General features: G+C 35.6%; 25 protein-coding genes and 5 tRNA genes. 20 read left to right on the forward strand and 10 right to left on the reverse strand.

The features are described from left to right. Window positions 1-117: 117 nt before the first annotated feature. The 4 genes from C245_RS0120240 to tgt form a co-directional block, all read right to left on the reverse strand. Window positions 118-1,071: an acetyl-CoA carboxylase carboxyltransferase subunit alpha gene (locus tag C245_RS0120240; protein ID WP_017498443.1), complete on the reverse strand. Its 954-nt coding sequence runs from the start codon at window positions 1,069-1,071 to the stop codon at window positions 118-120. A 112-nt stretch (window positions 1,072-1,183) separates the two neighbouring features. After that, entirely contained in the window at window positions 1,184-2,071 is an 888-nt protein-coding gene (locus C245_RS0120245; protein WP_017498444.1) for a DMT family transporter, read from the reverse strand. Continuing rightward, window positions 2,058-3,146, reverse strand: coding sequence for an LptF/LptG family permease (locus tag C245_RS0120250; protein ID WP_026110191.1), 1,089 nt, complete (start codon window positions 3,144-3,146; stop codon window positions 2,058-2,060). Before C245_RS0120250 ends, C245_RS0120245 begins: the two co-directional genes overlap by 14 nt. 67 nt (window positions 3,147-3,213) lie before the next feature. Then, window positions 3,214-4,344 (reverse strand): tRNA guanosine(34) transglycosylase Tgt, encoded by a 1,131-nt coding sequence (tgt, locus tag C245_RS0120255; RefSeq protein ID WP_017498446.1) that lies wholly within the window; start codon window positions 4,342-4,344, stop codon window positions 3,214-3,216. Window positions 4,345-4,716: 372 nt separating this feature from the next. Here tgt and C245_RS0120260 point away from each other — a divergent pair, with 372 nt between their 5' ends. The 3 genes from C245_RS0120260 to C245_RS0120270 all read left to right on the forward strand — a co-directional run bounded on the left by C245_RS0120260 (window position 4,717) and on the right by C245_RS0120270 (window position 7,706). Then, complete coding sequence (locus tag C245_RS0120260) at window positions 4,717-5,577, forward strand: polysaccharide deacetylase family protein (protein ID WP_017498447.1); 861 nt, start codon at window positions 4,717-4,719, stop codon at window positions 5,575-5,577. A gap of 251 nt (window positions 5,578-5,828) precedes the next feature. Next, window positions 5,829-6,677 carry a transketolase gene (locus C245_RS0120265; protein WP_017498448.1) on the forward strand — a complete coding sequence of 283 codons (849 nt, stop codon included), beginning with the start codon at window positions 5,829-5,831 and terminating at the stop codon, window positions 6,675-6,677. Window positions 6,678-6,752: 75 nt separating this feature from the next. Next, complete coding sequence (locus C245_RS0120270) at window positions 6,753-7,706, forward strand: transketolase family protein (RefSeq protein ID WP_017498449.1); 954 nt, start codon at window positions 6,753-6,755, stop codon at window positions 7,704-7,706. A 454-nt stretch (window positions 7,707-8,160) separates the two neighbouring features. Here C245_RS0120270 and C245_RS0120275 read toward each other — a convergent pair whose 3' ends face one another. Beyond that, window positions 8,161-9,348, reverse strand: a complete 1,188-nt coding sequence (locus C245_RS0120275) for an FKBP-type peptidyl-prolyl cis-trans isomerase (RefSeq protein WP_017498450.1) — start codon at window positions 9,346-9,348, stop codon at window positions 8,161-8,163. A 79-nt stretch (window positions 9,349-9,427) separates the two neighbouring features. Between C245_RS0120275 and C245_RS0120280 the strand changes: the two genes are divergently transcribed. Continuing rightward, window positions 9,428-9,817, forward strand: a complete 390-nt coding sequence (locus tag C245_RS0120280; protein ID WP_017498451.1) for an RNA-binding S4 domain-containing protein — start codon at window positions 9,428-9,430, stop codon at window positions 9,815-9,817. A gap of 144 nt (window positions 9,818-9,961) precedes the next feature. Then, a complete protein-coding gene (locus C245_RS0120290) occupies window positions 9,962-10,462 on the forward strand; it encodes a phosphoribosyltransferase domain-containing protein (RefSeq protein ID WP_017498452.1) in 501 nt (166 codons plus the stop codon). Here the strand turns inward: C245_RS0120290 and C245_RS0120295 are convergent. After that, window positions 10,454-10,972: a shikimate kinase gene (locus tag C245_RS0120295; RefSeq protein WP_017498453.1), complete on the reverse strand. Its 519-nt coding sequence runs from the start codon at window positions 10,970-10,972 to the stop codon at window positions 10,454-10,456. The genes C245_RS0120290 and C245_RS0120295 overlap by 9 nt on opposite strands. A gap of 127 nt (window positions 10,973-11,099) precedes the next feature. Here C245_RS0120295 and C245_RS0120300 point away from each other — a divergent pair. From C245_RS0120300 to C245_RS0120365, 14 genes are all read left to right on the forward strand, one after another. Continuing rightward, window positions 11,100-11,172, forward strand: a tRNA-Lys gene (locus C245_RS0120300). A 38-nt stretch (window positions 11,173-11,210) separates the two neighbouring features. After that, a tRNA-Lys gene (locus tag C245_RS0120305) sits at window positions 11,211-11,283 on the forward strand. Window positions 11,284-11,324: 41 nt separating this feature from the next. Then, a tRNA-Leu gene (locus C245_RS0120310) sits at window positions 11,325-11,407 on the forward strand. Window positions 11,408-11,563: 156 nt separating this feature from the next. Beyond that, a tRNA-Lys gene (locus C245_RS0120315) sits at window positions 11,564-11,636 on the forward strand. A 38-nt stretch (window positions 11,637-11,674) separates the two neighbouring features. Next, a tRNA-Lys gene (locus tag C245_RS0120320) sits at window positions 11,675-11,747 on the forward strand. 272 nt (window positions 11,748-12,019) lie between these two features. Further along, the gene (locus tag C245_RS0120325; protein ID WP_017498454.1) at window positions 12,020-12,964 is read left to right on the forward strand and encodes a DUF4421 family protein; all 945 of its coding nucleotides are present in this window, start codon (window positions 12,020-12,022) and stop codon (window positions 12,962-12,964) included. A gap of 124 nt (window positions 12,965-13,088) precedes the next feature. Further along, window positions 13,089-13,589, forward strand: coding sequence for a tetratricopeptide repeat protein (locus tag C245_RS0120330; RefSeq protein ID WP_026110192.1), 501 nt, complete (start codon window positions 13,089-13,091; stop codon window positions 13,587-13,589). A 127-nt stretch (window positions 13,590-13,716) separates the two neighbouring features. Further along, window positions 13,717-14,679: an ion channel gene (locus C245_RS0120335; protein ID WP_017498456.1), complete on the forward strand. Its 963-nt coding sequence runs from the start codon at window positions 13,717-13,719 to the stop codon at window positions 14,677-14,679. 71 nt (window positions 14,680-14,750) lie between these two features. Continuing rightward, window positions 14,751-15,650, forward strand: coding sequence for a MerR family transcriptional regulator (locus C245_RS0120340; protein ID WP_017498457.1), 900 nt, complete (start codon window positions 14,751-14,753; stop codon window positions 15,648-15,650). Between the two features lie 37 nt (window positions 15,651-15,687). Beyond that, entirely contained in the window at window positions 15,688-17,154 is a 1,467-nt protein-coding gene (locus C245_RS0120345; RefSeq protein WP_017498458.1) for an NAD(P)/FAD-dependent oxidoreductase, read from the forward strand. 3 nt (window positions 17,155-17,157) lie between these two features. Next, window positions 17,158-17,997, forward strand: a complete 840-nt coding sequence (locus C245_RS0120350) for a phytoene/squalene synthase family protein (protein WP_017498459.1) — start codon at window positions 17,158-17,160, stop codon at window positions 17,995-17,997. Between the two features lie 65 nt (window positions 17,998-18,062). Continuing rightward, window positions 18,063-18,503, forward strand: coding sequence for a sterol desaturase family protein (locus tag C245_RS0120355; RefSeq protein WP_017498460.1), 441 nt, complete (start codon window positions 18,063-18,065; stop codon window positions 18,501-18,503). A gap of 9 nt (window positions 18,504-18,512) precedes the next feature. Continuing rightward, complete coding sequence (locus C245_RS0120360) at window positions 18,513-18,977, forward strand: SRPBCC family protein (protein ID WP_017498461.1); 465 nt, start codon at window positions 18,513-18,515, stop codon at window positions 18,975-18,977. A gap of 51 nt (window positions 18,978-19,028) precedes the next feature. Further along, window positions 19,029-20,324 carry a deoxyribodipyrimidine photo-lyase gene (locus C245_RS0120365; RefSeq protein WP_017498462.1) on the forward strand — a complete coding sequence of 432 codons (1,296 nt, stop codon included), beginning with the start codon at window positions 19,029-19,031 and terminating at the stop codon, window positions 20,322-20,324. A gap of 72 nt (window positions 20,325-20,396) precedes the next feature. Here C245_RS0120365 and C245_RS0120370 read toward each other — a convergent pair whose 3' ends face one another. Then, complete coding sequence (locus tag C245_RS0120370; RefSeq protein ID WP_017498463.1) at window positions 20,397-21,701, reverse strand: AarF/ABC1/UbiB kinase family protein; 1,305 nt, start codon at window positions 21,699-21,701, stop codon at window positions 20,397-20,399. Continuing rightward, window positions 21,701-22,360 carry a TetR family transcriptional regulator C-terminal domain-containing protein gene (locus tag C245_RS0120375; RefSeq protein WP_017498464.1) on the reverse strand — a complete coding sequence of 220 codons (660 nt, stop codon included), beginning with the start codon at window positions 22,358-22,360 and terminating at the stop codon, window positions 21,701-21,703. The genes C245_RS0120370 and C245_RS0120375 overlap by 1 nt, the downstream gene beginning before the upstream one ends. A 98-nt stretch (window positions 22,361-22,458) precedes the next feature. Here C245_RS0120375 and C245_RS0120380 point away from each other — a divergent pair, with 98 nt between their 5' ends. Continuing rightward, entirely contained in the window at window positions 22,459-23,370 is a 912-nt protein-coding gene (locus tag C245_RS0120380; protein WP_017498465.1) for a TIGR01777 family oxidoreductase, read from the forward strand. Here C245_RS0120380 and C245_RS0120385 read toward each other — a convergent pair whose 3' ends face one another. Together C245_RS0120385 and C245_RS0120390 are read right to left on the reverse strand one after the other, a co-directional pair. Further along, a complete protein-coding gene (locus C245_RS0120385; protein ID WP_017498466.1) occupies window positions 23,371-23,940 on the reverse strand; it encodes a YceI family protein in 570 nt (189 codons plus the stop codon). It lies immediately after the preceding gene. A 270-nt stretch (window positions 23,941-24,210) separates the two neighbouring features. Then, window positions 24,211-24,603 carry a VOC family protein gene (locus C245_RS0120390; RefSeq protein WP_017498467.1) on the reverse strand — a complete coding sequence of 131 codons (393 nt, stop codon included), beginning with the start codon at window positions 24,601-24,603 and terminating at the stop codon, window positions 24,211-24,213. Window positions 24,604-24,656: the final 53 nt, after the last annotated feature.

The following is a 24,656-nucleotide window of genomic DNA, read 5'->3' on the forward strand; positions in this document are numbered from 1 at the left end:
TAAAAAAAATTGCTATTGAGTTATAACTATTAATTGTTTATAAATATGTTTTTTTGTTCATAACCAAAAAAAATCCGAAACTGTAAGGCTTCGGATTTTAATTCGTTTTGTAAGAATTTACTCTTTATACTCCCCCATCTTACTGTACTTGTCCATTCTTTGGGCAATCAGATCATGTGTTGATAAGTCTTTCAATTCATTATATCCTTTAGTGATGTACTCCGCTACTGTTTTAAAAGTTGTTTCGCGATCGTAGTGTGCTCCTCCTAATGGTTCAGGAATCACATCATCAACTAATTTTTGTTTTTTCATATCAGATGAAGTCAATTTTAAAGCGTCGGCAGCACGTTCTTTGTACTCCCAGCTTTTCCATAAAATTGACGAACAAGATTCCGGAGAAATTACAGAATACCAAGTATTCTCTAACATATACACTTTATCTCCCACACCAATTCCTAATGCTCCACCTGAAGCTCCTTCACCCACAATAATGGTAATGATAGGCACTTGCAAACGAACCATTTCGAAAATGTTTCTGGCGATTGCCTCTCCCTGTCCTCTTTCTTCAGCTTCAAGTCCTGGATATGCACCCGGAGTATCTACTAAAGTTAAAACCGGGATTCCGAACTTCTCTGCCATTTTCATCAAACGCAAAGCTTTACGATATCCTTCAGGGTTTGCCATACCAAAATTACGGTACTGACGAGTTTTGGTATTAAAACCTTTTTGCTGACCTACGATCATAAACGACTGTCCGTTTATTTTTCCTAATCCACCCACCATCGCTTTATCATCTTTAAAGCTTCTGTCTCCGTGAAGCTCTAAAAATGTATCTCCGCAAAGTGCTTTGATATAATCTAAAGTATAAGGTCTATTTGGATGTCTTGACAGCTGAACACGTTGCCAGGCTGTAAGGTTTTTGTATATTTCTTTCTTAGTTTGCTCTAATTTTTTGTTGATTTCCTTGCAGGTTGGTGTTACATCAACATCAGATTCTTTTCCAATTATGACACACTTTTCTAACTGTTCTTCAAGTTCTTTAATTGGAAGCTCAAAATCTAAATATTCCATGGATTTTTGAATTTTGTTTGTAAATCGAACCGCAAATATAAAAATATTATATCATTGGTTGAATTAAATCGTATTTAAAATATAAAAATGTAATTTAAAAATAAGGAAATTATTACACTTGTTTCTTGTTTTTATAATGTTTCAAAACACCGTTTAAAATAACGGTAATTACAATTATCAGGGCGCCAATATAAAATTCTGTACTCATTTTTTCTTTTCCTCCAAGAATAAAATAAGCCAGCATAATTCCGTAAACAGGCTCTAAATTAGTCGTTAACATTACGGTATAAGGCGTTAATTTCTGCATCACTTTCACTGAAGCAGTAAAGGCATAAGCGGTACAAACCGAAGCCAAAAGAAGCAATAAAGCCCAGTTGTTTAGTGACATTGTAAAAAAATCGGCAGTAAATTTTCCTTGTACTAAAAAATAAATTGAAATAAAAAATACTCCGGCAGCAAACTCATAAAAGGTAATTACCGAAGGATCGTGTTCTGTTATTAATTTCCCATTCATTAAAGTAAATAAAACCCCCAGAATAATAGCTGCTAATGCATAATACATTCCATGCAGATACTTTACTTCGACCTGCATAATCAATGCTAAACCGGCAATAATAATCAATCCGAAGAAAACTTCGTAGAATAAGATCTTTCTTCCGTAAAAAAGAGGTTCCAGTAACGACGCAAAAAATGCACCGAGTGAGAATATCGAAAGTGTTATAGAAACATTTGAAACGTGTATCGCTCTAAAAAAGAAAATCCAGTGAAGCGCAATCAGTAATCCCACAAAAATCAGTTTCGCAAAGGAAGTGGCTGAGATTACAAACGATTGTTTTTTATACACAATAAATGCCGCCAGAAAAACTCCTGCAAGAAGCATTCTGAACCAGACCAAATTTTCGGCATCAATGGTTATCAAAGCGCCCAGAATGGCCGTAAAACCCCAAATAAAAACAATTAAATGAAGATTTAAATAACTTTTTAAATTATCGTTTCGCATTACGTAATAGGTAAACCGCCAGGATTCCGAAAACAATATTCGGGAGCCAGACAGCAAATAAAGGTGAGAAAGCAGATTTTTCGGCAAGCGTTCCGAATATTTTATCAAAGAACACAAAGGAGAAGGCAATTGCAATTCCGATCGCTAAATTAGTCCCCATACCTCCACGGCGTTTCATCGACGAAACGGCCACAGCGATAATAGTCAGGATAAAAGCTGAAACGGGTACACTGTATTTTTTGTAAAGCACAACCAAATACATATCAATATTTCCTGAACCTCTTTTGCGTTCTTTTTCAATAAAATCGATCAGTTTTCCAAGCGGCAGGGTCTCTGCAATATAAACTACAGGAGTTAAATCGGCTAGTTCAAATTTGAAAGCAACTCTTTTCTCGGGACTTTTTTCGATCTGATCGTTTAATTCTCCAAGAGTTCTTTTGGTATAATCATACAAAGCATAAGTCTTAGATTTGGGATCCCATTTGATACGGCTGGCAGTAATTTTATAGGTCAGCTTTTCATTTTCGAAATGTTCTAATGTAAAATTAAAAGCCGTTTTAGACTCTTCATTAAAACTATTGACAAAAATAAAATCGTTGTCATTAATCTGACGGTAAACATTGGTATTCTCGCCGCGCATTAACTGTTTTCCGTTTCCTTTCAGATAGGTATACCTAAAATTATTAAAACCTTCACTGGCCGCGGGAACAATAAAAAACCCCATTAAAAGTACAAAAACCGAAACGATCGAAGCGCCAATAATATAAGGTCTTAAAAAACGGGAAAATGAAATTCCGGAACTTAAAACGGCAATAATTTCTGTATTATTGGCCAATTTTGAGGTAAACCAAATTACAGATAAAAACAAAAAGATCGGAAATAAGGAATTCGCAAAATAAACCGTGAAATTGTAATAATAGATCGCAATTGCGGTAAACGGAATTTTATTTTCCAACATCTTATTCACCTTTTCAGAAACGTCAATTACAATTCCAATTGGAATAAATAATAAAATCATCACTGAGAAAGTGGCTAAATATCTTTTTAAAATATACTTATCTATTATCGTTAACATAGTAAAGTTTAATCGATTATTTGTTTAACCGTTTAACCGAATAAACGATTAAACAAATCAACTTATTTTAAAGTCTCTGACTCATATTTTTAACCATCATTTCTTTCCATGGTCTGAAATCGCCTGCTAAGATATGTTTTCTGGCTTCACGAACCAACCACATGTAAAAACCAAGATTGTGAATAGTCGCAATTTGTTTTCCTAAATACTCGTTAGCCGCAAATAAGTGACGTAAATAAGCTTTTGTATATTCTGTATCCACAAAAGTATGTCCCATTTCATCGATTGGAGAAAAATCAGCTTCCCACTTTTTATTCTTGATGTTAATCGTTCCGTTTGCTGTAAACAACATACCGTTTCTGGCATTACGGGTTGGCATTACACAATCGAACATATCAATTCCTAAAGCAATATTTTCTAAGATATTAATCGGAGTTCCAACTCCCATTAAATAACGTGGTTTGTCCTCAGGTAAAATTTCGCAAACTACTTCGGTCATGGCATACATTTCTTCTGCAGGTTCTCCTACAGACAAACCTCCAATTGCATTTCCTTGTTGTCCTGCATTTGCAATATATTCTGCCGACTGACGACGTAAATCTTTATAAGTACTTCCTTGAACAATTGGAAAAAATGTTTGTTCGTATCCATATTTATAAGGTACTTTATCCAAATGATTGATACAACGATCTAACCAACGGTGGGTCATGTGCATCGAACGCTGCGCATATCTGTAATCACATGGGTAAGGCGTACATTCATCAAAAGCCATAATAATATCGGCTCCAATAGTACGTTGAATTTCCATTACGCTTTCCGGCGAAAAAAAGTGGTACGAACCATCAATATGAGATTTGAACTTTACTCCTTCTTCCTTAATTTTTCTGTTATTAGAAAGGGAGTACACCTGATATCCTCCAGAATCCGTTAAAATATTACGATCCCAATTCATAAATTTATGCAATCCACCTGCTTTCTCCAGAATTTCGGTCTGCGGACGTAAATACAAATGATAGGTATTTCCAAGAATAATATCCGGATTAATATCGTCTTTAAGTTCTCGCTGATGCACTCCTTTTACAGAAGCCACCGTCCCGACAGGCATAAAAATAGGCGTTTCGATTACGCCGTGATCTGTAGTAATACTTCCCGCTCTTGCTTTAGATTGCGGATCTCTTTGTAATAAATCAAACTTCATCTGTTTCTTTTTTCAGTCGGCAAAGATAAGCTAATTTCAGAGAAAATTAATTAGATAATTTGGCAATTAGAAAATTAGATAATTTAGATGTTGGATGTTGGATTGTTAGATTATTGGATCGCTAGAATTTTAGATAGTCCGATTATTTAGATAACTTTATTTTTAATGCAGGCAGAAACCTTTAAACCTGAAACTTGAAACTTGAAACTTGAAACTTTGAAACTTTGAAACTTTGAAACTTTGAAACTTTGAAACTTTGAAACTTTGAAACTTGAAACTTGAAACCATAATGCGTATTTATCATGAAAAAAATCTAAATTTGATAAAATAGAAAATCCGCATAATCTCCTCTATACAAAAAGACAACTAAAAATGAACCTAGCACAAAAACTTGGATATCCTGAAAATACTAAACTATTAATTATTCATGCTGATGATGCCGGCCTGTCGCATTCTGAAAATCAGGCAACCATAAAAACACTGCAAAATGGCTATGTAAACTCTTACAGCATAATGGTTCCCTGTCCATGGTTTTTCGAAATGGCTAATTTTGCCAAAGACAATCCGCAATACGATTGTGGCATTCACCTCACCTTAACCTGCGAGTGGGAGAATTACAAATTTGGTCCGGTTCTTCCACTTTCTGAGGTTTCAAGTTTAACAGATCAAAATGGTCATTTCTACAAAAACAGAACTGATTTTAAAAATAATGCCAAACTTCCTGAGATCAGAAAAGAACTTACTGCTCAGATCGAAAAAGCTTTACAATTCGGAATACAGCCTACCCATCTTGATTCACACATGTGTAGCATCGGTGTCACTCCTGAAATTTTAGAAATCTATAAAGAACTCGGAAAACAATACAATCTTCCGGTTTTTATTAACAAACAATTTGTTGAATCCATAAGTTTATCTAACGAAAAATACCATTTTGAAGACACTCTTCTCGCTGATCATTTACTGATTGGATATTTTTCGGACTTTGAAAAAGGGGAATTAAGAAAATCATACTCCAAGGCGCTGGACAATGCCATCCCGGGATTAAATGTATTTTTGCTTCACCCTGCTTTTGACGATTTCGAAATGCAGGGCATCACCCTAAATCATCCGAATTTTGGTTCGGCCTGGCGACAAATTGACTTTGACTTTTTTACCAGTGAAGAATGCGGTGCAAAGCTGAAAGAAAACAACATTCAACTGGTGACCTGGCGAGAGATTGGATCAATTGGATAATGAGATAATTTGGCAATTCGTCATTTCTCCTTTTTGCAATCTCATAAAAATGGGATGACACACAAAACGGGCTTTGAAATCATGGTGACGCCTCTTTTTTACTTTGTAAAATCGAAACATTCCCTTTTTTTCTCTGAATGAAGACAAAAAAGAGTGATTATTTCATTTTTACAGGAAACTAAAGCGAAAAATCATTTGTCTCCCCGCAAAATAAAAATTACTTTTGCACCAGTTTAACTTTTACACATAAAATGAAGCCTAACACACAACAATTAAGCGATTTAACTATCCAAGTAAGAAGAGACATTCTTCGAATGGTACATGCTGTCAACTCAGGTCACCCAGGTGGTTCATTAGGTTGTACTGAATTTTTGGTAACACTCTACCAAAACATTATGGAACGCAAAGAAGGTTTTGATATGAACGGAATTGGAGAAGATCTTTTCTTCCTTTCAAACGGACATATTTCTCCTGTTTTTTATAGCGTATTAGCACGTAGCGGTTATTTCCCTGTTTCAGAACTTGCCACTTTCAGATTACTAAACTCTCGTTTGCAAGGACATCCAACAACTCATGAAGGATTACCTGGAATTCGCATGGCTTCTGGTTCATTAGGACAAGGTTTATCTGTAGCTATTGGTGCTGCCGAAGCAAAAAAACTAAACAAAGACAATCATTTAATTTACAGCTTACACGGAGATGGTGAATTACAAGAAGGTCAAAACTGGGAAGCGATCATGTATGCTTCTGCTAAAAAAGTAGACAACCTTATTGCAACTGTAGACGTTAACGGAAAACAAATTGACGGAACAACTGACGAAGTTTTGGCAATGGGAAGTCTTCGTGCAAAATTTGAAGCTTTTGACTGGGACGTTCTTGAAATTAAAGAAGGAAACAATATCGAAGCTATTATTGCAGGTTTAAACGATGCAAAATCAAGAACCGGAAAAGGAAAACCAGTTTGTATTTTGCTATATACAGAAATGGGTAACGGAGTTGATTTTATGATGCACACACATGCATGGCATGGTAAAGCACCAAACAACGATCAGTTGGCAAGTGCTCTGGCTCAAAACACATCAACTTTAGCAGACTATTAAAAACAGCTTTAAGCCTTAAGCAGTAAGCTTTATGCCTATTGCCTATAGCCTATTGCGTACAGCAAAAAAACAAAAATGAAAAAATATACAAATACAGGAAGTAAAGATACTCGTTCGGGTTTTGGAGCGGGAATGACTGAACTAGGTCAAAAGAACGAAAATGTTGTAGCATTATGTGCGGATTTAATTGGATCATTAAAATTTGATGATTTCAAAAAAAATCACCCTGAACGTTTCTTTCAAATCGGAATCGCTGAAGCAAATATGATTGGAATCGCTGCAGGTTTAACTATTGGAGGAAAAATTCCTTTTACAGGAACTTTCGCTAACTTTTCTACAGGAAGAGTTTATGACCAAATTCGCCAATCAGTTGCTTATTCTGATAAAAACGTAAAAATTTGCGCTTCTCACGCCGGTTTAACACTAGGTGAAGACGGAGCAACACACCAAATTCTTGAAGATATTGGATTAATGAAAATGTTACCAGGAATGACTGTAATCAATACTTGCGATTACAATCAAACTAAAGCTGCTACTTTGGCATTAGCAGATCACCACGGACCGGCTTACTTACGTTTCGGTCGTCCGGTAGTGCCTAACTTCACTCCTGCTGATGAGCCTTTCGTAATTGGAAAAGCCATTTTATTAAACGAAGGAACTGATGTAACGATCGTTGCAACAGGACACTTGGTTTGGGAGGCACTTATTGCTGCCGAAGCTCTTGAAGCAAAAGGAATCTCTGCTGAAGTAATCAACATCCACACCATTAAACCTCTTGACGAAGAAGCCATTCTAAAATCATTAGCTAAAACAAAATGTGTGGTAACTGCCGAAGAACACAACATCCTTGGAGGTCTTGGTGAAAGCGTTTCAAGAGTATTAGCGCTAAACAATCCTGCACCGCAAGAATTTGTTGCTGTTAACGACAGTTTTGGTGAATCTGGAACTCCGGAGCAGCTAATGGAAAAATACAAATTAAACAATCAGGCGATCGTTGAAGCTGTAGAAAGAGTAATCAAAAGAAAATAATCACTTCATTTTCTTACTTTATAAAAAGACCCCGAAAAGCAATTTTCGGGGTTTTTCATTTTAAAACCTCTCCTTAAGAGAGAATTAGAACATATTTCATCTTACCTTAATCTTTATAAAATTTCTTTTTACTTCACGCAGATTTTGCAGATTTTAATTTTAGAAACTCGCAATGTCTCTCTCTAAATCTGTATAAGACAAAAAAGACTCTGAATGTATTGAGATTAGAGTTTACAACACTTTGTACCACGCTTTTATTTCAAATATATCCTCATTGAGATCCAGAATGAATCTTAAAACTGATTTACGTTTTTTTAAGCAAAAATCTGCCGAATCTGCGCGAAAACAAATCTTCAAATTCCTGATTAAACAGATAAAAAGCACCGTCTTTCAAGTCATAAAAAAAAAACCTCGAAATCACTTTCGAGGTTTTATCTTTTATACAAGCTAAAATTTAGTTCTGCTTAAAAGGATATGTTTTATCCAAATGAATCTTTAATCTTGGCTTATCCGTATAATCTGCTTCTATAAATTTTCTAGCATTGGTATACGATTCCGGCTTGCTAGGGTCAGTAAGTGCCCCTGTTGGCCTTCTAGGAATACCCCTCGGCTCTGTTTCATCAACATTTGGAGTTAGAGGATTATCTACAGTTGGCTCCCAAGGATAATACTTACTAGCACCATAATTAATTCCATTTACAATCCCCACCTCAGTTGCTGGTTTCGTAATTTCAAATCGGGTCGTAAAACCATCTCCGTCATCGTCCAGATCAAGGAAGTCTGAAATTCCGTCACCATCTGTATCATCTGCTAATCCAGCTGGAGGATTTGGATATTTTGTTTTATTGATACCAAAATCATACAAATAACCATCACCATTAAGATCTTCTAAATAATCCGGAATACCATCCCCAACTACAAGTCTGTCACCATTTGCTGAAGTACTTACTTCATTATCCATTCTTTGAAGATCATACAATTTAAAGCTAAAAACTATTGGAGAATATGCCGGGATAGTATCTTTAACATCACCATAATATGCCAGCCCTGAAGGCAAAAACATTACTCCTGCACCAAAACCACTGTAAGTAATAACCCCATTACTATCCGTACTTGAAGTACCCGTTTTAAACTTCGGAAAAATCTCTGACCAGCCTTCAATTACAGTCTTTTCAACTGCATATGGAAACAAATTAAAAACTACCTGATTATTGTTAGAAGTATCAAAAACTGTCCCATTCAATAAATTACCAGAATAAGAAGCTACAATTTTATCTGTATTTGTTGGAGAACTACCAACTCCTTTTCTCAAGGTTAAATAATAGACTTTATAAGTAACATCATTACTATATACGTCTCTTGTATCTAAAACATACGTTTTCTGATCCCAAATAGAAACATTTCCGTCGCCGGGAACTATTTTCTTTATCACTACATCCTGATCTTGCGGATTACCAGGACTATTTGTCACAATGATATAATTTGTCTTTAAATATTTGACAATAGAATCATTATCAGCTTTATACTGCGTAGCATAATCTCTTAACGGAGTAACCACCACCTCATCATCATCCTTTTTACTACAAGAAACAAACGAAATACCTGCAAGCAATAAAATAAAATAATATTTAAATTTATTCATTATTGTTAATTTTTTAGGTGCGCAAGATACAATATTGATTTATTTTTGTAAAGATTTTAACTTCGATTTTAGAAAAATTATGAGAATAGATAAATACCTCTGGTGCGTACGATATTACAAGACCAGAAACATGGTTACGGAGGCCTGCAAAAAGAACCATATCACTGTAAACGGGCAAGTTGCCAAACCATCGAAAGAGGTTTTTCCAACCGACAGAATTACTTTTAGAAAGGATCAGATTACACAAATTATAACTGTACTCGACATTCCTGAAAGCCGTGTTGGAGCAAAACTGGTTGATATATATCGAAAAAACGAAACTCCGCCTGAAGCATATGCTCATCTGGAATTACTAAAACTATCAAAAGAACATTATCGTAAAAGCGGTACAGGAAGACCCACCAAAAAAGACCGTCGTGATATTGACGAATATGGAAATGAGATTTTTGACGAGGAAGAGGATGTTTAAAATCCAATTTTCAAATTCCAAAATTCAAAACTTACGTCCGTAAAAATTTCAAACAGCTAAAATCATAAAATTCCATTATCAAAATTGGAATTTGGATTTTTCATATTGGAATTTAAATTAATTATATTAGCAAAAAAATAAATCATGAGCAAAAATATCATTTTAACCAATCAGGAAATCGAACACAAAATAAAGCGTATCGCTTATCAGATATACGAAACTTTTGTTGATGAAGACGAAGTTGTAATTGCAGGAATTGCTTCAAATGGTTCTGTTTTTGCTCAAAAGCTTGCCTTATCTTTAGGAAGTATTTCAACTCTAAAGATCTCCCTTTGCGAAGTTAAAGTCGACAAACAAAATCCGCAATTACCTATACATACGTCATTAACCAAAGAAGAATACGAAAACAAAGGCCTTGTTTTAGTAGATGACGTTTTAAATTCCGGCACTACTTTAATATATGCTGTTCGTCATTTCTTAGATGTTCCGCTTAAGAAATTCAAAACAGCAGTATTGGTTGACAGAAATCATAAGAAGTATCCAGTAAAAGCCGACTTCAAAGGAATCTCTTTGTCTACATCTTTATTAGAACATGTACAGGTTGTTTTTGATGATAACGGAGACAACTACGCTTTCTTAAGCTAAAATAGCTAAAATATCCTGAACCGTTTCTTCGACAGTTTTATCATCAACTGTAACCTTATATTGGGCCTGGTTGTAATAAAAACTTCTGTCGAACAAATGTTTCGCGATAAATTCTTTCATTTCCTCTTCATTCATTTCAGCAATTAAAGGACGTTTGCTTTTATTATGAACTAATCTTCCATATAAAGTCTCAATAGAAGCCTTTAAATAGATTGAAACAACATCTTCACCTTTTAATAATTCATGGTTATTGGCATAACAGGGTGTTCCTCCTCCTAAACCTATTATACTTTTTTCAGAAGACTGGAGCAATTCTACAAACATTTCATGTTCTAATTTTCTAAAATAAATCTCTCCATGTTTCTCAAAAATCTCATTTATGGACAAATTGGTTCTGTCTTCGATGCATTTGTCCAAATCCAGAAATGGAATATTTGTAATTTTTGACATATTTTGGGCAATCGTTGACTTCCCGCACCCCATATATCCTAACAATATAATTTTTTTCATTTTAATAATACCTTATAAACTAAGACGTTGTAAATTTTACTTAAAAAAAGACAAATTTATAATAAATAAGCTTGGAAATAATAAAAAAAACTTCTTATATTTGCACCCGCGTTCAAGAAACGAATATGACTCGATAGCTCAGTTGGTAGAGCACATCACTTTTAATGATGGGGTCCTGGGTTCGAGCCCCAGTCGGGTCACAAATTGTGACTCACAATATAAGTTTCTTGATAGCATTGACTCGATAGCTCAGTCGGTAGAGCACATCACTTTTAATGATGGGGTCCTGGGTTCGAGCCCCAGTCGGGTCACAAAGGTCGAGTATTAATTTACTTGACCTTTTTTAATTTTCGGCCATGTGGAGAAACGGTAGACTCGCCATCTTGAGGGGGTGGTGCTCGCAAGGGCGTGAGGGTTCAAATCCCTCCATGGTCACTAAAAAAGGTAAATTACACAAATTGTAATTTACCTTTTTTTTATTTACAACCTCTGTTTCAGCATATTAATTCTTTATTAAATTTTACTTGAAATAAGGTTGGATATATCCAAAATAACTTCTTATATTTGCACCCGCGTTCAAGAAACGAATATGACTCGATAGCTCAGTTGGTAGAGCACATCACTTTTAATGATGGGGTCCTGGGTTCGAGCCCCAGTCGGGTCACAAATTGTGATTCACAATACAAGTTTCTTGAAAGCAATGACTCGATAGCTCAGTCGGTAGAGCACATCACTTTTAATGATGGGGTCCTGGGTTCGAGCCCCAGTCGGGTCACAAAAGGTCAAGTATTAATTTACTTGACCTTTTTTTATTTCTAAGCCTTACCTTAAAACAGCAGACTCTATTGTGGTAAATTAAACCCCAAAATTTACAATCCTTTAAAGTCACTCCCTATTACAACCTTGAAATCAACAAATCCGGATTTGAAGCCAGAAAATTTAACAGAAGATAGAATGTTTTAAATATCTTTGAACTATAAACCTGTCAAGACTGCCAAAACAAATTAAACAAGGCACAACCTTAATCATCTACTTTTCGAGAATCTAATGAAATTCTATTTTTCGCTGCTGCTTATTTTTGTTTTTCCGTATTTCTGCACTGCACAGATTGACACAACTTACATCAAACCTTTTGAAAATAAAGCTTCCGTAAGAACCTATTTGTCGATGAAATTCATTTCGCTGCAACAGGAAACAGGAGGCGATATGAAAAGATTCATGCCCAATACACCAATGAGCTTAGGTTTTGGGGTTTCTGTAAAAAATACCATAATCGATTTTAGTTACGGTTACGGACTAAGTTTCCTGAAAGACAAAGAAAAAGGAAGAACCAAAGCACTCGATTTCCAGATTCATAACTACGGAAGAAAATTCATAATTGATCTTTTCATTCAAAAATACCACGGTTTCTATACGGCCGATGATGCCGACAAAAACATACAACTATACCCTGATCTCAAAATCCAGCAATATGGCGCTTTTGGACAATATGTTTTTAACCACAAAAAATTCTCCTATAAAGCGGCCTTTGTTCAAAACGAAAGACAATTAAAATCAGCCGGAAGCTTCCTGCTTGGTGGAGGAGTTTATTTTTCGAAAATAGGCTCTGATAGCTCTTTTGTTCACAAATCTAAAAATTCACTGCGCAATTTTCAATTTGGAATTAGCGGGGGTTATGCGTACACCTGGGCAATTAGCAAAAGATGGTTTACCAGCGGATCAGTAACCCTAGGCGCAAATGTTGGCACCGAAAGAATAAATGATTTCGGAAAACAAAAAATCGAAATTTATCCCACATTTTTCCCCAGAATTGCCTTGGGCTATAACAAAGAAAGATGGTCACTTGGTCTGTCCTATCTCAATAATTCTACATTCTCCGCTTTCTCTGACAATAACAAAAACAACATTGGTTTGTCTTCTGGAAATTTCCAGATTGGCGCCATCTGGAGATTAAACACTACCCCCTTTTTAAGCAAGAAGAAACCGGAATAAAATACCGATCCTTCTCTTCAAAAAAAATAATAAATATTTGACAAAAGTACTTCTCTTACAAAACAAAACTTCATTAAATTCGTTTCCTGAATTATTAACCTACTAACTAATCCCAAATTGGTTTATGAAAAAATTTCTATTAGTATCATTTGTTATGATCACCTGCTCTACCTGGGCACAATCTGCAACCGGCTATTTTGATAAAGCCCTGAAAAAAGCTGAAGCCGGCAATACAAAAGGAGCAATTGCCGATTATACAAAAGCCATCAGCATGAATTCAAAATTTGTAGAGGCCTATCAAAATCGAGGTGTTGCAAAACTAAAACTCAATGACCTTAAAGGCGCCCTTGCTGATTTTAGCAAAACCATCGACTTAGACAGCATGAATGCTGACGCCTTTACCGGAAGAGCAAACGTAAACTACAAGTTAACGAATTTTAAAGAAACCGTTGCGGACTGTACCTCATCTCTAGGTTTAAATCCAAAAGATTATATCGCTTACAACCTAAGAGGTTTGGCTTATAACAAAATCGGAGATCAGAAAAATGCCTGCAAAGATTTTACAAAAGCAATAGAATTAGGCAGTCAAAGCGCTATCAAAAACAAATCAACTTTTTGCAAATAGAGTAAAATCCTATCGCAATAAAAACAAAAGCAATCTGTAGTATTTCTATTTACAGATTGCTTTTTCTTTACAGCCCATTTCCTCATCTCACAGATATTTTTACATTTGTTGTTAAATCCAATCTGCAATGGCGCTTCTCAAGAAAATAAACAAAAAAGCTCAACCCGACATTAACTCCGGTTTCGGATCAAATGCAAACAGCTACGGAAGCCGTTTTGTAAACAAAAACGGAACGCCTAATGTCGAAAAAAGAGGGATGCATATACTTCGTCGCATTAGCTGGTACCATACCATGATCGATATGCCCAACTGGAAATTCATGCTTATCCTTTTTTCGTTTTATATTGGTATCAATTTTATTTTTGCACTTGCTTATTATGCTATCGGGATTGAAAATCTTAACGGAATTAAGCAATCAGAAAGCATATTGATTCAGTTCGGGCAGGCTTACTTTTTTAGCGCGCAGACTTTTACCACTGTAGGATACGGACATATCAGCCCTACCGGATTTTTAACAAGTGCTCTTTCTGCTGCCGAAGCTTTGATTGGATTGCTGAGCTTTGCCATAGCAACCGGTCTGTTCTTTGGAAGATTTAGTAAACCAACCGCTTTTTTAAAGTTTGCCGATCATGCATTAATTTCACCTTACCAAGATAAGAGAGGTCTCATGGTACGCCTTGTTCCTTTTAAAAACACCAATTTTACTGATGCCACTGCCAGAATGACTCTGGGATTAAGTCTGGAAGAAAATGGTCAAAAAACCAATAAATTCTACAGCTTAGACCTTGAACTGGAACGTATAAATGCTCTTTCATTAAGTTGGACGCTGGTACATCCCATCACAGAAAGCAGTCCGTTATATAATTTCACAGAAGAAGATTTTAAAAAAGTACATGGCGAAATACTGGTTTTCATTACCACTTTCGACGATATGTACAGCAATACCGTGGCCGCAAGAACTTCTTATACTTTTGATGAAGTAATTTACGGTGCCAAATTTGATACAATGTACAACAGGAGTAAAGATGGCTCTAAAACGATCCTTCATTTAGACAAATTAAATCATTATCAATCTGTAAATATCTCGTAACCTGTGTATTTCAGACAAGTTATAAGGTAATTTGAGATTTTATTCTATTTTTGTTCACCAAACAGCCAAAAATGATAAACAATATTAAAACTGTTTTCAGCATAAAAGATCTTGAAAACTTATCCGGGATAAAAGCACATACCATTCGCATCTGGGAAAAAAGATACAATATCTTAGAGCCCATGCGTACTGACACGAATATCAGGCTTTATAATTTGCAGAATCTTCAGAAACTTTTAAACATCACATTATTACACGAATACGGTTATAAAATATCTAAAATAGCAACCTATCCCGAAGAAAAAATTCCACAATTAGTTCGCGAAATCATCTCAAAGAAAAACTCACAGAATTATGCCATCACTTCCTTCAAGATGGCGATGATGAATTTTGATCAGGAAATCTTCTTCAATACTTTCGACTGGCTTATTTCTGAAAAATCATTTAGAGAAGTCTTCAAAGACAATTTTCTTCCTCTGTTAAAAGAATTGGGTTTATTATGGCAATCCGAAACCATCACTCCGGCGAACGAGCATTTTATGAGTCATCTCATCAAGCAGAAGATCTTAATTTATACAGAAAGCCTCCAGATCCTAAAACCCACGAAAACCGATCGAATTTTTGTACTTTCTCTTCCTTTGAATGAAATCCATAAAATAGGCTTACTTTATTTGCAGTACGAGATTTTACTAAAAGGATACAAAACCATTTATCTGGGCGAAAGCATGCCTATCGAAAACCTGCAAGATTTAACCAAACATTTCGAGAACATTACCTTTGTATCTTTCATGACTGTTCAACCGGATCGCAACGTAATCAACCAATATGTCAAATCGATGGGACAAAAGTTGCTCCAAAAGAACAATGAGATTTGGCTTATGGGAAACATGGTCGAACATATCGATCAGAAAATTTTATCAGAAAGAATACGCGTTTTTGATTCTATGGACGAAACAATCAGTATGCTGTAATATTTTTGTTTAAAGTTTTTGTATATTTGTTAAACAAATGAAAAAAACTATAGCAATAATAGGTTCAGGCTTTTCTTCTCTAGCCGCTTCATGTTATCTTGCACAGCAAGGTAATACGGTAACTATTTATGAGAAAAACGAAACTATTGGAGGCAGAGCCAGACAATTTAAAAAAGAAGGCTTTACTTTCGACATGGGGCCAAGCTGGTATTGGATGCCGGATGTTTTCGAACGTTTTTTTCAGGATTTCAATAAAAACTCTTCCGACTATTACGAGCTCATCAAACTGAATCCGGCTTACCGCGTGTATTTTGGTTTGAATGACTTCATTAGTATTTATGACAATTTAGAAGAAATAAAAAACACTTTTGAAGAGATCGAAACAGGAAGTGGTGAAAAACTTCAAAAATTCATCAATCACGCCAAAAGCAATTATGACATTGCCATCAAAGATTTGGTCTATCGTCCCGGAGTTTCGGCACTAGAGTTAATCACAGTCGAAACAGCTTTCAAACTCAATCAGTTTATTAGTACTGTCAGCGCCGATATCCGAAAGCAGTTTAAGAACCAAAAACTCATCCAAATACTGGAGTTTCCCGTTTTGTTTTTAGGTGCAAAGCCAACAAAAACTCCATCTTTTTACAATTTTATGAATTATGCCGATTTTGGCTTAGGAACCTGGCATCCTAAAACCGGAATGTACGATGTAGTACGCGGAATCGAAAAACTGGCATTGGAATTAGGAGTAACAATTAAAACCAACTCTCCTATTGAAAAGATTATTGTTAAAGACAAAAAAGCCACAGGACTTTTAATGGACGGAAAAACGATAGAAGCGGATATTATTTTAAGCGGTGCCGACTATCATCATACCGAAACTTTGCTGGACATTGAACATCGCGCTTATTCAGAAAAATACTGGGAAAGCCGCACTTTTGCTCCCTCTTCCCTTCTCTTTTTTGTGGGATTCAATAAAAAAATAGCCAACGTCACACACCACTCTTTGTTTTTTGACGTTGATTTTAACCAACACGCAGCCGACATCTACGACGATCCGAAATGGCCCGAACAGCCGTTGTTTTATGCCAATTTCCCTTCTAAAACAGATTCAACTGCTGCTCCGGAAGGAATGGAAAGTGGTTTTTTCCTCATTCCGTTAGCCCCCGGAATACAAGACAATGAACAACTTCATGAAGTCTATTTTGAAAAAATAATCTCCAGATTTGAGCAATTAACCAATCAACAAATAAAAAATAGCATTATATTTAAGAGATCATTTTGCAAGAACGATTTTGTCGACGATTACAATGCCTATAAAGGCAATGCCTACGGAATGGCCAATACACTATTGCAAACCGCTTTTCTGAGGCCCAAACTAAAAAGTAAAAAAGTTCGTAATTTATATTTTACGGGACAGTTAACGGTTCCCGGCCCTGGTGTTCCACCTGCTTTAATTTCAGGAAAATTAGCAGCTGAGTTAATTCAAAAATCTTTTAGTTCTTAACAAATGAAATCACTATTCGACACTGTTTCTTTTAAATGCAGCAAACTGGTTACTCAGAGTTACAGTACCTCATTTTCATTGGCAGTTAAAATGTTGTCCCCCAGTATTCGTGACGCTATTTACAGCATTTACGGTTTTGTACGTTTTGCTGACGAAATTGTCGATTCTTTTCATGACTTTGAAAAAGAGAATCTCATCAATGATTTCGAGAAAGAATATTACAAAGCGATGCAAACAGGTATCAGCCTTAACCCTATTCTCAACTCTTTTCAGCATACGGTAAAGCAGTACAACATCACTGATGATCTGATTCAGGCCTTTTTAAAAAGTATGAAGCTCGATCTTGTGAAGTCAAGTTACCCTACTCATACTGAATATGAAGATTACATTTACGGTTCTGCAGATGTAGTTGGCCTAATGTGTCTGAAAGTTTTTGTAAAAGGAAACGAGCAAAAATACGAACAGCTCAAAAATGAAGCCATGCGATTGGGATCGGCCTTTCAGAAGGTTAATTTCCTGAGAGACCTGAAAGAAGATAATTTGGTCTTAAACCGAAATTACTTTCCGGGAATTGATTTAAATTCTTTTGACGAAGAAGCTAAAACCAGCATTATTGCTGAAATCGAAGAAGATTTCAGAATCGCTTTTCAGGGTATTGTAAAACTTCCTATCGACGCTAAATTTGGTGTTTATACCGCTTATATTTATTACCGAAAACTGCTTCAGAAGCTTAAGAACACTCCTTATTACGAAATTGGAAATTCGAGAATCAGAGTTTCTAATTATACCAAAGCCGGGCTTTTAGCACAGTCTTTTGTAACCTACAAATTAAAGTTAGTTTAAAATCAATTTCTAATACAGCGAAAATTAACTTTTATAAGCTAAAACGTAAATTCAAGACATACAAAATGGTTTCTTTTTTAATTTTTTTAGGTGTTTTTTTATTCATGGAATGTGTCACCTGGCTCACTCACAAGTACATCATGCATGGGCTGATGTGGTATTTCCATGCAGATCACCATCAACCCAAATACGAAAACACTTTTGAACGCAACGATATTTTCTTTGTCCTATTTGCCATTCCCAGTATTATTCTTTTTTACTTTGGTGTTGAGGGAGGATTCAACTACTTATTTTTTATTGCCTGTGGAGTAACGCTCTATGGTGTATGTTATTTTTTGATTCACGATGTTCTTATTCATCAGCGTTTTAAATGGTTTAAAAACACCAAAAACAAATACTTGATTGGCTTGCGAAAAGCACATAAAATACACCACAAGCACTTAGGCAAAGAAGACGGAGAATGTTTCGGAATGTTGTTTGTTCCTTTTAAATATTATAAAATTTAAATTGATTTTATGAAAGTATACAAAATAGAAACCGTACAGCATGTAAACGCTACTATTGAAGAATGTTGGGATTTTTTTTCAAGTCCGAAAAATCTCCAAACGATAACGCTGGATAATATGAGTTTCGAAATTCAGGATTTTGACAACAAACGCATGTATCCCGGACAAATTATCACCTATACTTTAAAACCTCTTTTGGGCATTAAAATTAACTGGATGACCATCATCACTGTTTCAAAGGAAAACCAATATTTTGTCGACGAACAGCGATTTGGCCCTTACGCTTTATGGCATCACAAGCACTTTTTCGAGCCCACAGCAACCGGAACAAAAATGATTGATGTGGTGCATTACGCTTTACCATTAGGGTATCTGGGCAGAATCATGAACAGTCTTATTGTTAAAAATAAACTCAAAACTATTTTTGATTATCGCTACAATAAAATCGAAGAACTATTCAATTCAAAAGCTTAAATCAGTATAAATCTTTTAGCTGAGATAAAAAATCTAGCAGAACATCATACAATGACAAAACAAAAAGTTTCTTTTTTCTGGTTCCGACGTGATTTACGTTTAGAAGACAATACCGGACTGTTCCATGCCCTGCAATCGGATTTTCCGGTAATTCCGCTATTTATTTTTGATGATGAAATTCTGGAAAACCTTCCCAAAAATGATGCACGCGTTCAGTTTATTTTTGAGTCACTTCAAAAAATAAACAAACAACTAAAAGCAATTGATTCCTCCATTCTGATTAAAAAAGGAACTACAAGTAAGGTCTGGGAATCACTTACAACTGAATTTGACATTCAGCACGTTTTTTTCAATAAAGATTACGAGCCTTTTGCTATCAAACGTGATGCTGCTATTGTGAAATTATTAGCACAACACCATATCACAGCTTCCTCATTCAAAGATCATGTGATTTTTGAAGAAAAGGAAATTACAAAAGCTGACGGACTTCCTTACACCGTTTATACACCCTACAAAAACAAGTGGCTGGAAAAATACCATCTTTCAGAACAGGCTCCGGAATTTGATACCAAAATTGGTTATGAAAACTTCAGTAAAAATCAATTTACTTTTCCGGAATTAGCTGATATTGGTTTTGAGAAAAGCGCTATAAAAGTACTTCCTCCGGATCTAAGTCAAATTTCTAATTACAAAGAAACACGCGATTTCCCGGCTGAGGACAGTACTTCCTATCTCTCGCCGCATTTGCGTTTTGGAACGGTTAGTATTCGGAAACTTGTAAATTGGGCCAATCGAAAAAACCAAACCTTTTTAAGCGAACTTATTTGGAGAGAATTCTTCATCCAGATTTTATTTAGCTTTCCAAATGTTGTGAACCACAATTTTAAATCGGCTTACGACGGCATTCAATGGCGTAATAACGAAGAAGATTTTAAACGCTGGTGTTCCGGAACTACGGGTTACCCAATGGTCGATGCCGGAATGCGTCAGCTAAACGAAACAGGGTATATGCACAATCGGGTTCGCATGGTGGTAGCCAGCTTTTTATGCAAACATTTACTCATCAACTGGCAATGGGGCGAGGCGTACTTTGCCGAAAAATTATTGGATTTCGAATTGGCTTCCAATGTAGGTAACTGGCAGTGGGCAGCCGGAACAGGCTGTGATGCCGCACCTTATTTCAGAGTTTTCAATCCCGAAATTCAACAAAAGAAGTTTGACGAGAAAGGAATCTACATTCGCAAATGGATTCCGGAATTTGATTTAGGCTACAACGAACCAATGGTAGACCATGCGTTTGCAAGAGATCGTGCCATTGAAACTTATAAAAAAGGGATTTTGAAATAGTTTTTTGTTTCAAGTTTCAGGTTTCAAGTTTCAGGTTTTATTGCAACGTGAAACCTGAAACCTGAAACTATTTTAGTACTTCATATAATTCTCTACCACAATCTTCGCTTTCAAATCAAACATCAGATTATACAATCCGAAGAAAGTTCTGTTCATGTAGATAAAATGTTTGGAACCTCTATTTCCGTTCATTTTTTTAAGATTGGTATCGTTGGTAAAGCGTTCTCCTAATTTGGCAATATTATCAAAGAAAGTCTCGTCTGAAAAATCAAAGGTTTCTTTCTGAAATGGCTGGGTAAAAAGAGACAATAAATCATGAAACATTTCAGTAAAATAGGCAATCTCAGAAGCCGAATCATCGGGACGAAGAATTTCCAGTTCAAATAATTTCTCATTGAAAAGTGTTTCGTCTGTAATTACATTTTTATTGATCAATTCAAAGTAAGGCACATAAAAATCATCCGGAATTTGTTTCATACAGCCAAAATCCAGCGCAATTAACTGATTGTTTTCATCCACCAGAAAATTTCCCGGATGCGGATCGGCATGCACTTTTCTTAAAACATGAATTTGGTACATATAAAAATCCCACAGTGCCTGACCTAATTTGTCACCCACTTCCTGATCTGAATTTTTAGCAGTAAACTCCGAAAGATGCAGACCGCTCATCCAGTCCATGGTAATGATTTTCTCTGATGAAAACTCAGGATAATAATTCGGAAAAAGTATGTTTTCGATTTTACTGCAGGCTTGTACCACTTCCTGACTTTGTTGAAGTTCCAACAAATAATTGGTTTCTTCAATCAGTTTATCTTCAACTTCTTTAAAATATTTATCAGAATCTTTTCCCTGCAAATTAAACATTCTGATCGCAATAGGTTTTACCAGAGCCAAATCAGACGAGATGCTATTAGCAACTCCAGGGTACTGAATTTTAACGGCTAGTTTTTTACCATCTTTAACTGCCAAATGTACCTGACCAATACTGGCCGCATTGACAGAATTGGCATTAAACTCATCAAAAATTTCATAGGGAGTTTTTCCGAAATTGGTTTTAAAAGTTTTCAAGACCAATGGTGCCGAAAGCGGCGGTACTGAAAATTGCGATAATGAAAATTTCTCTACATAAGCCTGAGGCAGAAAGTTCTTGTCCATGCTCAGCATTTGAGCCACTTTAAGAGCACTTCCTTTCAAACTTTTGAGTCCGTCATAAATATCTTCCGCATTGTTTTCATTCAGCTTGTCACGAGTCAAATCTGAGTTTACCATTTTCTCCGCATAATGCTTAATATAGTTGACTCCGATTTTTGCACCCGTTTGCACTAATTTACTGGCTCTTTCTATTTTTGAGGTAGGTATATAATCGATCGTTTTCATTATTTACTGTATATTTTTTCTTTAAACAGAAATTTTCCAAAATCAATTAAATGATTCATTGGGGCTACATTCATCAATTCGAAGGATGCGTTAACTGATTTTTCAATAAAAATATCCGTTTTTTCGAATGCTGCTGAAGAATCCTCCATCCAGAATTTTATCGTCATCATTAATTGCAGCCAGGCCGATTCCTGAAGGGCTTTTTCCTGAAATTTTTGAAATTTTTCCTGCTCCAGTCTGTAATCATCAGTCAATATTTCCGAAACATATTCTTTAAAAGCCTCGCGAAGCGAAGTCAGTTGTACTAAATTTTTAAGTGGATTTCTGTCTATTTTCAGAGATTGCAGGACATAACTTCTATTAGCCGTTAAAATCTCAAAAAATGTATAATAGAAACTCAACATCTTGTTTTTCATATCATACTCGAGATAATCGGCATTTTTGTGCAGCAAATCAACTGTATTCGCAAAAAACAGTCTGAATATTTCTTTTTCTAAACCTTCTAATGTTCCAAAAAAAGCATAAAACTCTGCCTCAGTAAAACCATTTTCTTTTGCAAAATGATAAACCGATTTTGGTTTTTGTCCCTTTTCTAAAACTTCATCCATGTATTTTGAAACGATATCTTCTCTTGTGATAGCCTTATTTTTAGTTGCCATTTCATTAAAATTTAGAATTTGCCTTAAAGGTAAGGAATGTTTAAGTACCTTTACTTTGCCTTAAACAAAATGCACTGTTAAATATATTATAAACTATCATGGCAAAAAATGTTTTATTAACCGGAGGCACTGGATTTGTTGGAAAACAACTTACCGATCTACTCACTGACAGTGGTTTTACGGTATCGATTTTGAGCCGTAGCGCACGAGAAAACACCTCATTAATCACCTATTATAAATGGAACTTAAAAACGAATTATATCAACGAAGAAGCAATTCTTCAGGCTGATTATATTATCCATTTAGCAGGCGAAGGAATTGTTGAGAAGAGATGGACTAAAAGACGTAAAAAAGTCATTGTAGAAAGCCGTGTACAACCCATCGATCTTATTTATTCGATCTTAAAGAAAAACAATAAAGTTCCGGAGGCTTTTATCTCGGCTTCGGCGGTTGGAATTTACGGAGCTGTCACCAGTTCTGTTATCTGTACAGAAGACACGCCCCCTGCAACCGATTTTTTAGGGATAACCTGCGTTGAATGGGAACAGGCCGTAGATAAAATTAGTTCGTTAGGAATCAGGACTGCTAAAATCAGAACGGGGATTGTTTTGGGAAGAAATGAAGGATTTCTAAAAAAACTGGGACCCAATTTCAAAGCCGGCTTCGGTGCCATTTTAGGCACAGGAAAACAATATCTTCCCTGGATTCATATCGATGATTTATGCCAGATTTATCTAAAAGCACTTACTGATGAAACGATAAAAGGTCCGTACAATGCCTGCGTGACAGACAATACTACGAACCTTAGTTTTTCAAAAATGCTTGCCAGCTTATACGGTTATAAAATCTGGCTCCCAAAAGTACCCGCCTTTATTCTTAAAATTGTTTTAGGCGAAATGAGCGAGGCTGTCTTAAAAGGACAAAGGGTTTCCTCTGAAAAAATACAAAAGACAGGATTTGAATTTCAATTTACCGATTTAGAAGGCGCGCTGGTCAACTGCCTTAATTAGTCATTTTAGCGTTAGATATACCGGATCATCACTTTTAATTACTCCCGTTAATTCAGTATTCACCGTTTTAGCAATCTTAGCGGCTATTCTGTTCGGAATTTCGATATTATAATCAGAGATCAAAATTGGAAAATCGGAAATGATCTGGATTCCGTCACCCACTTTTTTAATGAGTGCATTTACCAGAATTTCTCTTGATTTTCCCTTCATCGAAAGTTTTCCTTTAATTTGATATTCCTTTTCGATTTCGTCTATGTTTTTTAGATCAAATTTTTGAATTTTTCCTTTAAAAACAGCTTTCGGATAACGATGGCTTTCCATATAATTTTCATTAAAATGTTCCTGCATCAGGTCTAATTTAAAACGAAAATCTTTAATAAAAACGGTACAGATAAAAGTACTCGTTTTGGGCTCAACAATAATTGTGACCTGTCTGTTTACAGCTTTTACATCTTCGAAAAAGGGCACTGATGCTTCAAAATTTATGGTTCCCGTACTGGTAAAAAATTTATCCTGAGCCATAACGGAATGAGCTGTAAACAGTAAAATAAGTAATGTAATTTTTTTCATAATCGTTAACAATTAAACAATTATGTCATTCGATCTTTTTCTATTTTTAAGAAGAGAAACAACTGGACTTAAGATAAGTTAAAAAAATAGAATGGCAGTACTCCGTGAAAAAACAGTAACCCAATCATTTATACTTAAAGTTACGATTTTTTCAGGATTACGGTTGCCGATTTACTGCTAAATATTTGTGAATGTTTTACCTGCCTAAAAAATCAATTCTGATACCGTTTACTGGCACTCCAATTATGACATCAGAAACTCCACGAAATCTTATTGCACTGGTGTACAGATTTCAATTAAAAATCCATCCAGATCACGTACATAGGCCACTACTTGTCCCCATGGTTTCTGAGCAGGTTCTTTGACCAGTGTCGCTCCTGCTGAAATTGCTTTCTGTACCAATTCCTCGACATCATCGGTTATAAACCCCAATTCGATGGCAAAAGGTTTCTGCTCCGGTTTACTTTCGATAAAACCGTCTTTCAGATTTTGGGCTGCTAGTTCTTTTGAAGCAAACGAAATTGTGGTTTCACCTGTACTCAGTTCACCGTAATCTCCCTCCGGAGTTACAAATTTTCTTGAAAATCCAAATGCATTTTCATAAAACGAAATTGATTTTTCTACTTCTTCAACGTATAAAATTGTATAGCCAAACTTTACCATTACTTTTTGATTTGATTGTAAATTATCTTAATTGGGTGTAGGTACATAAAAAT

The organism is Flavobacterium sp. WG21 (assembly GCF_000335775.1).
GTDB lineage: Bacteria > Bacteroidota > Bacteroidia > Flavobacteriales > Flavobacteriaceae > Flavobacterium > Flavobacterium tructae.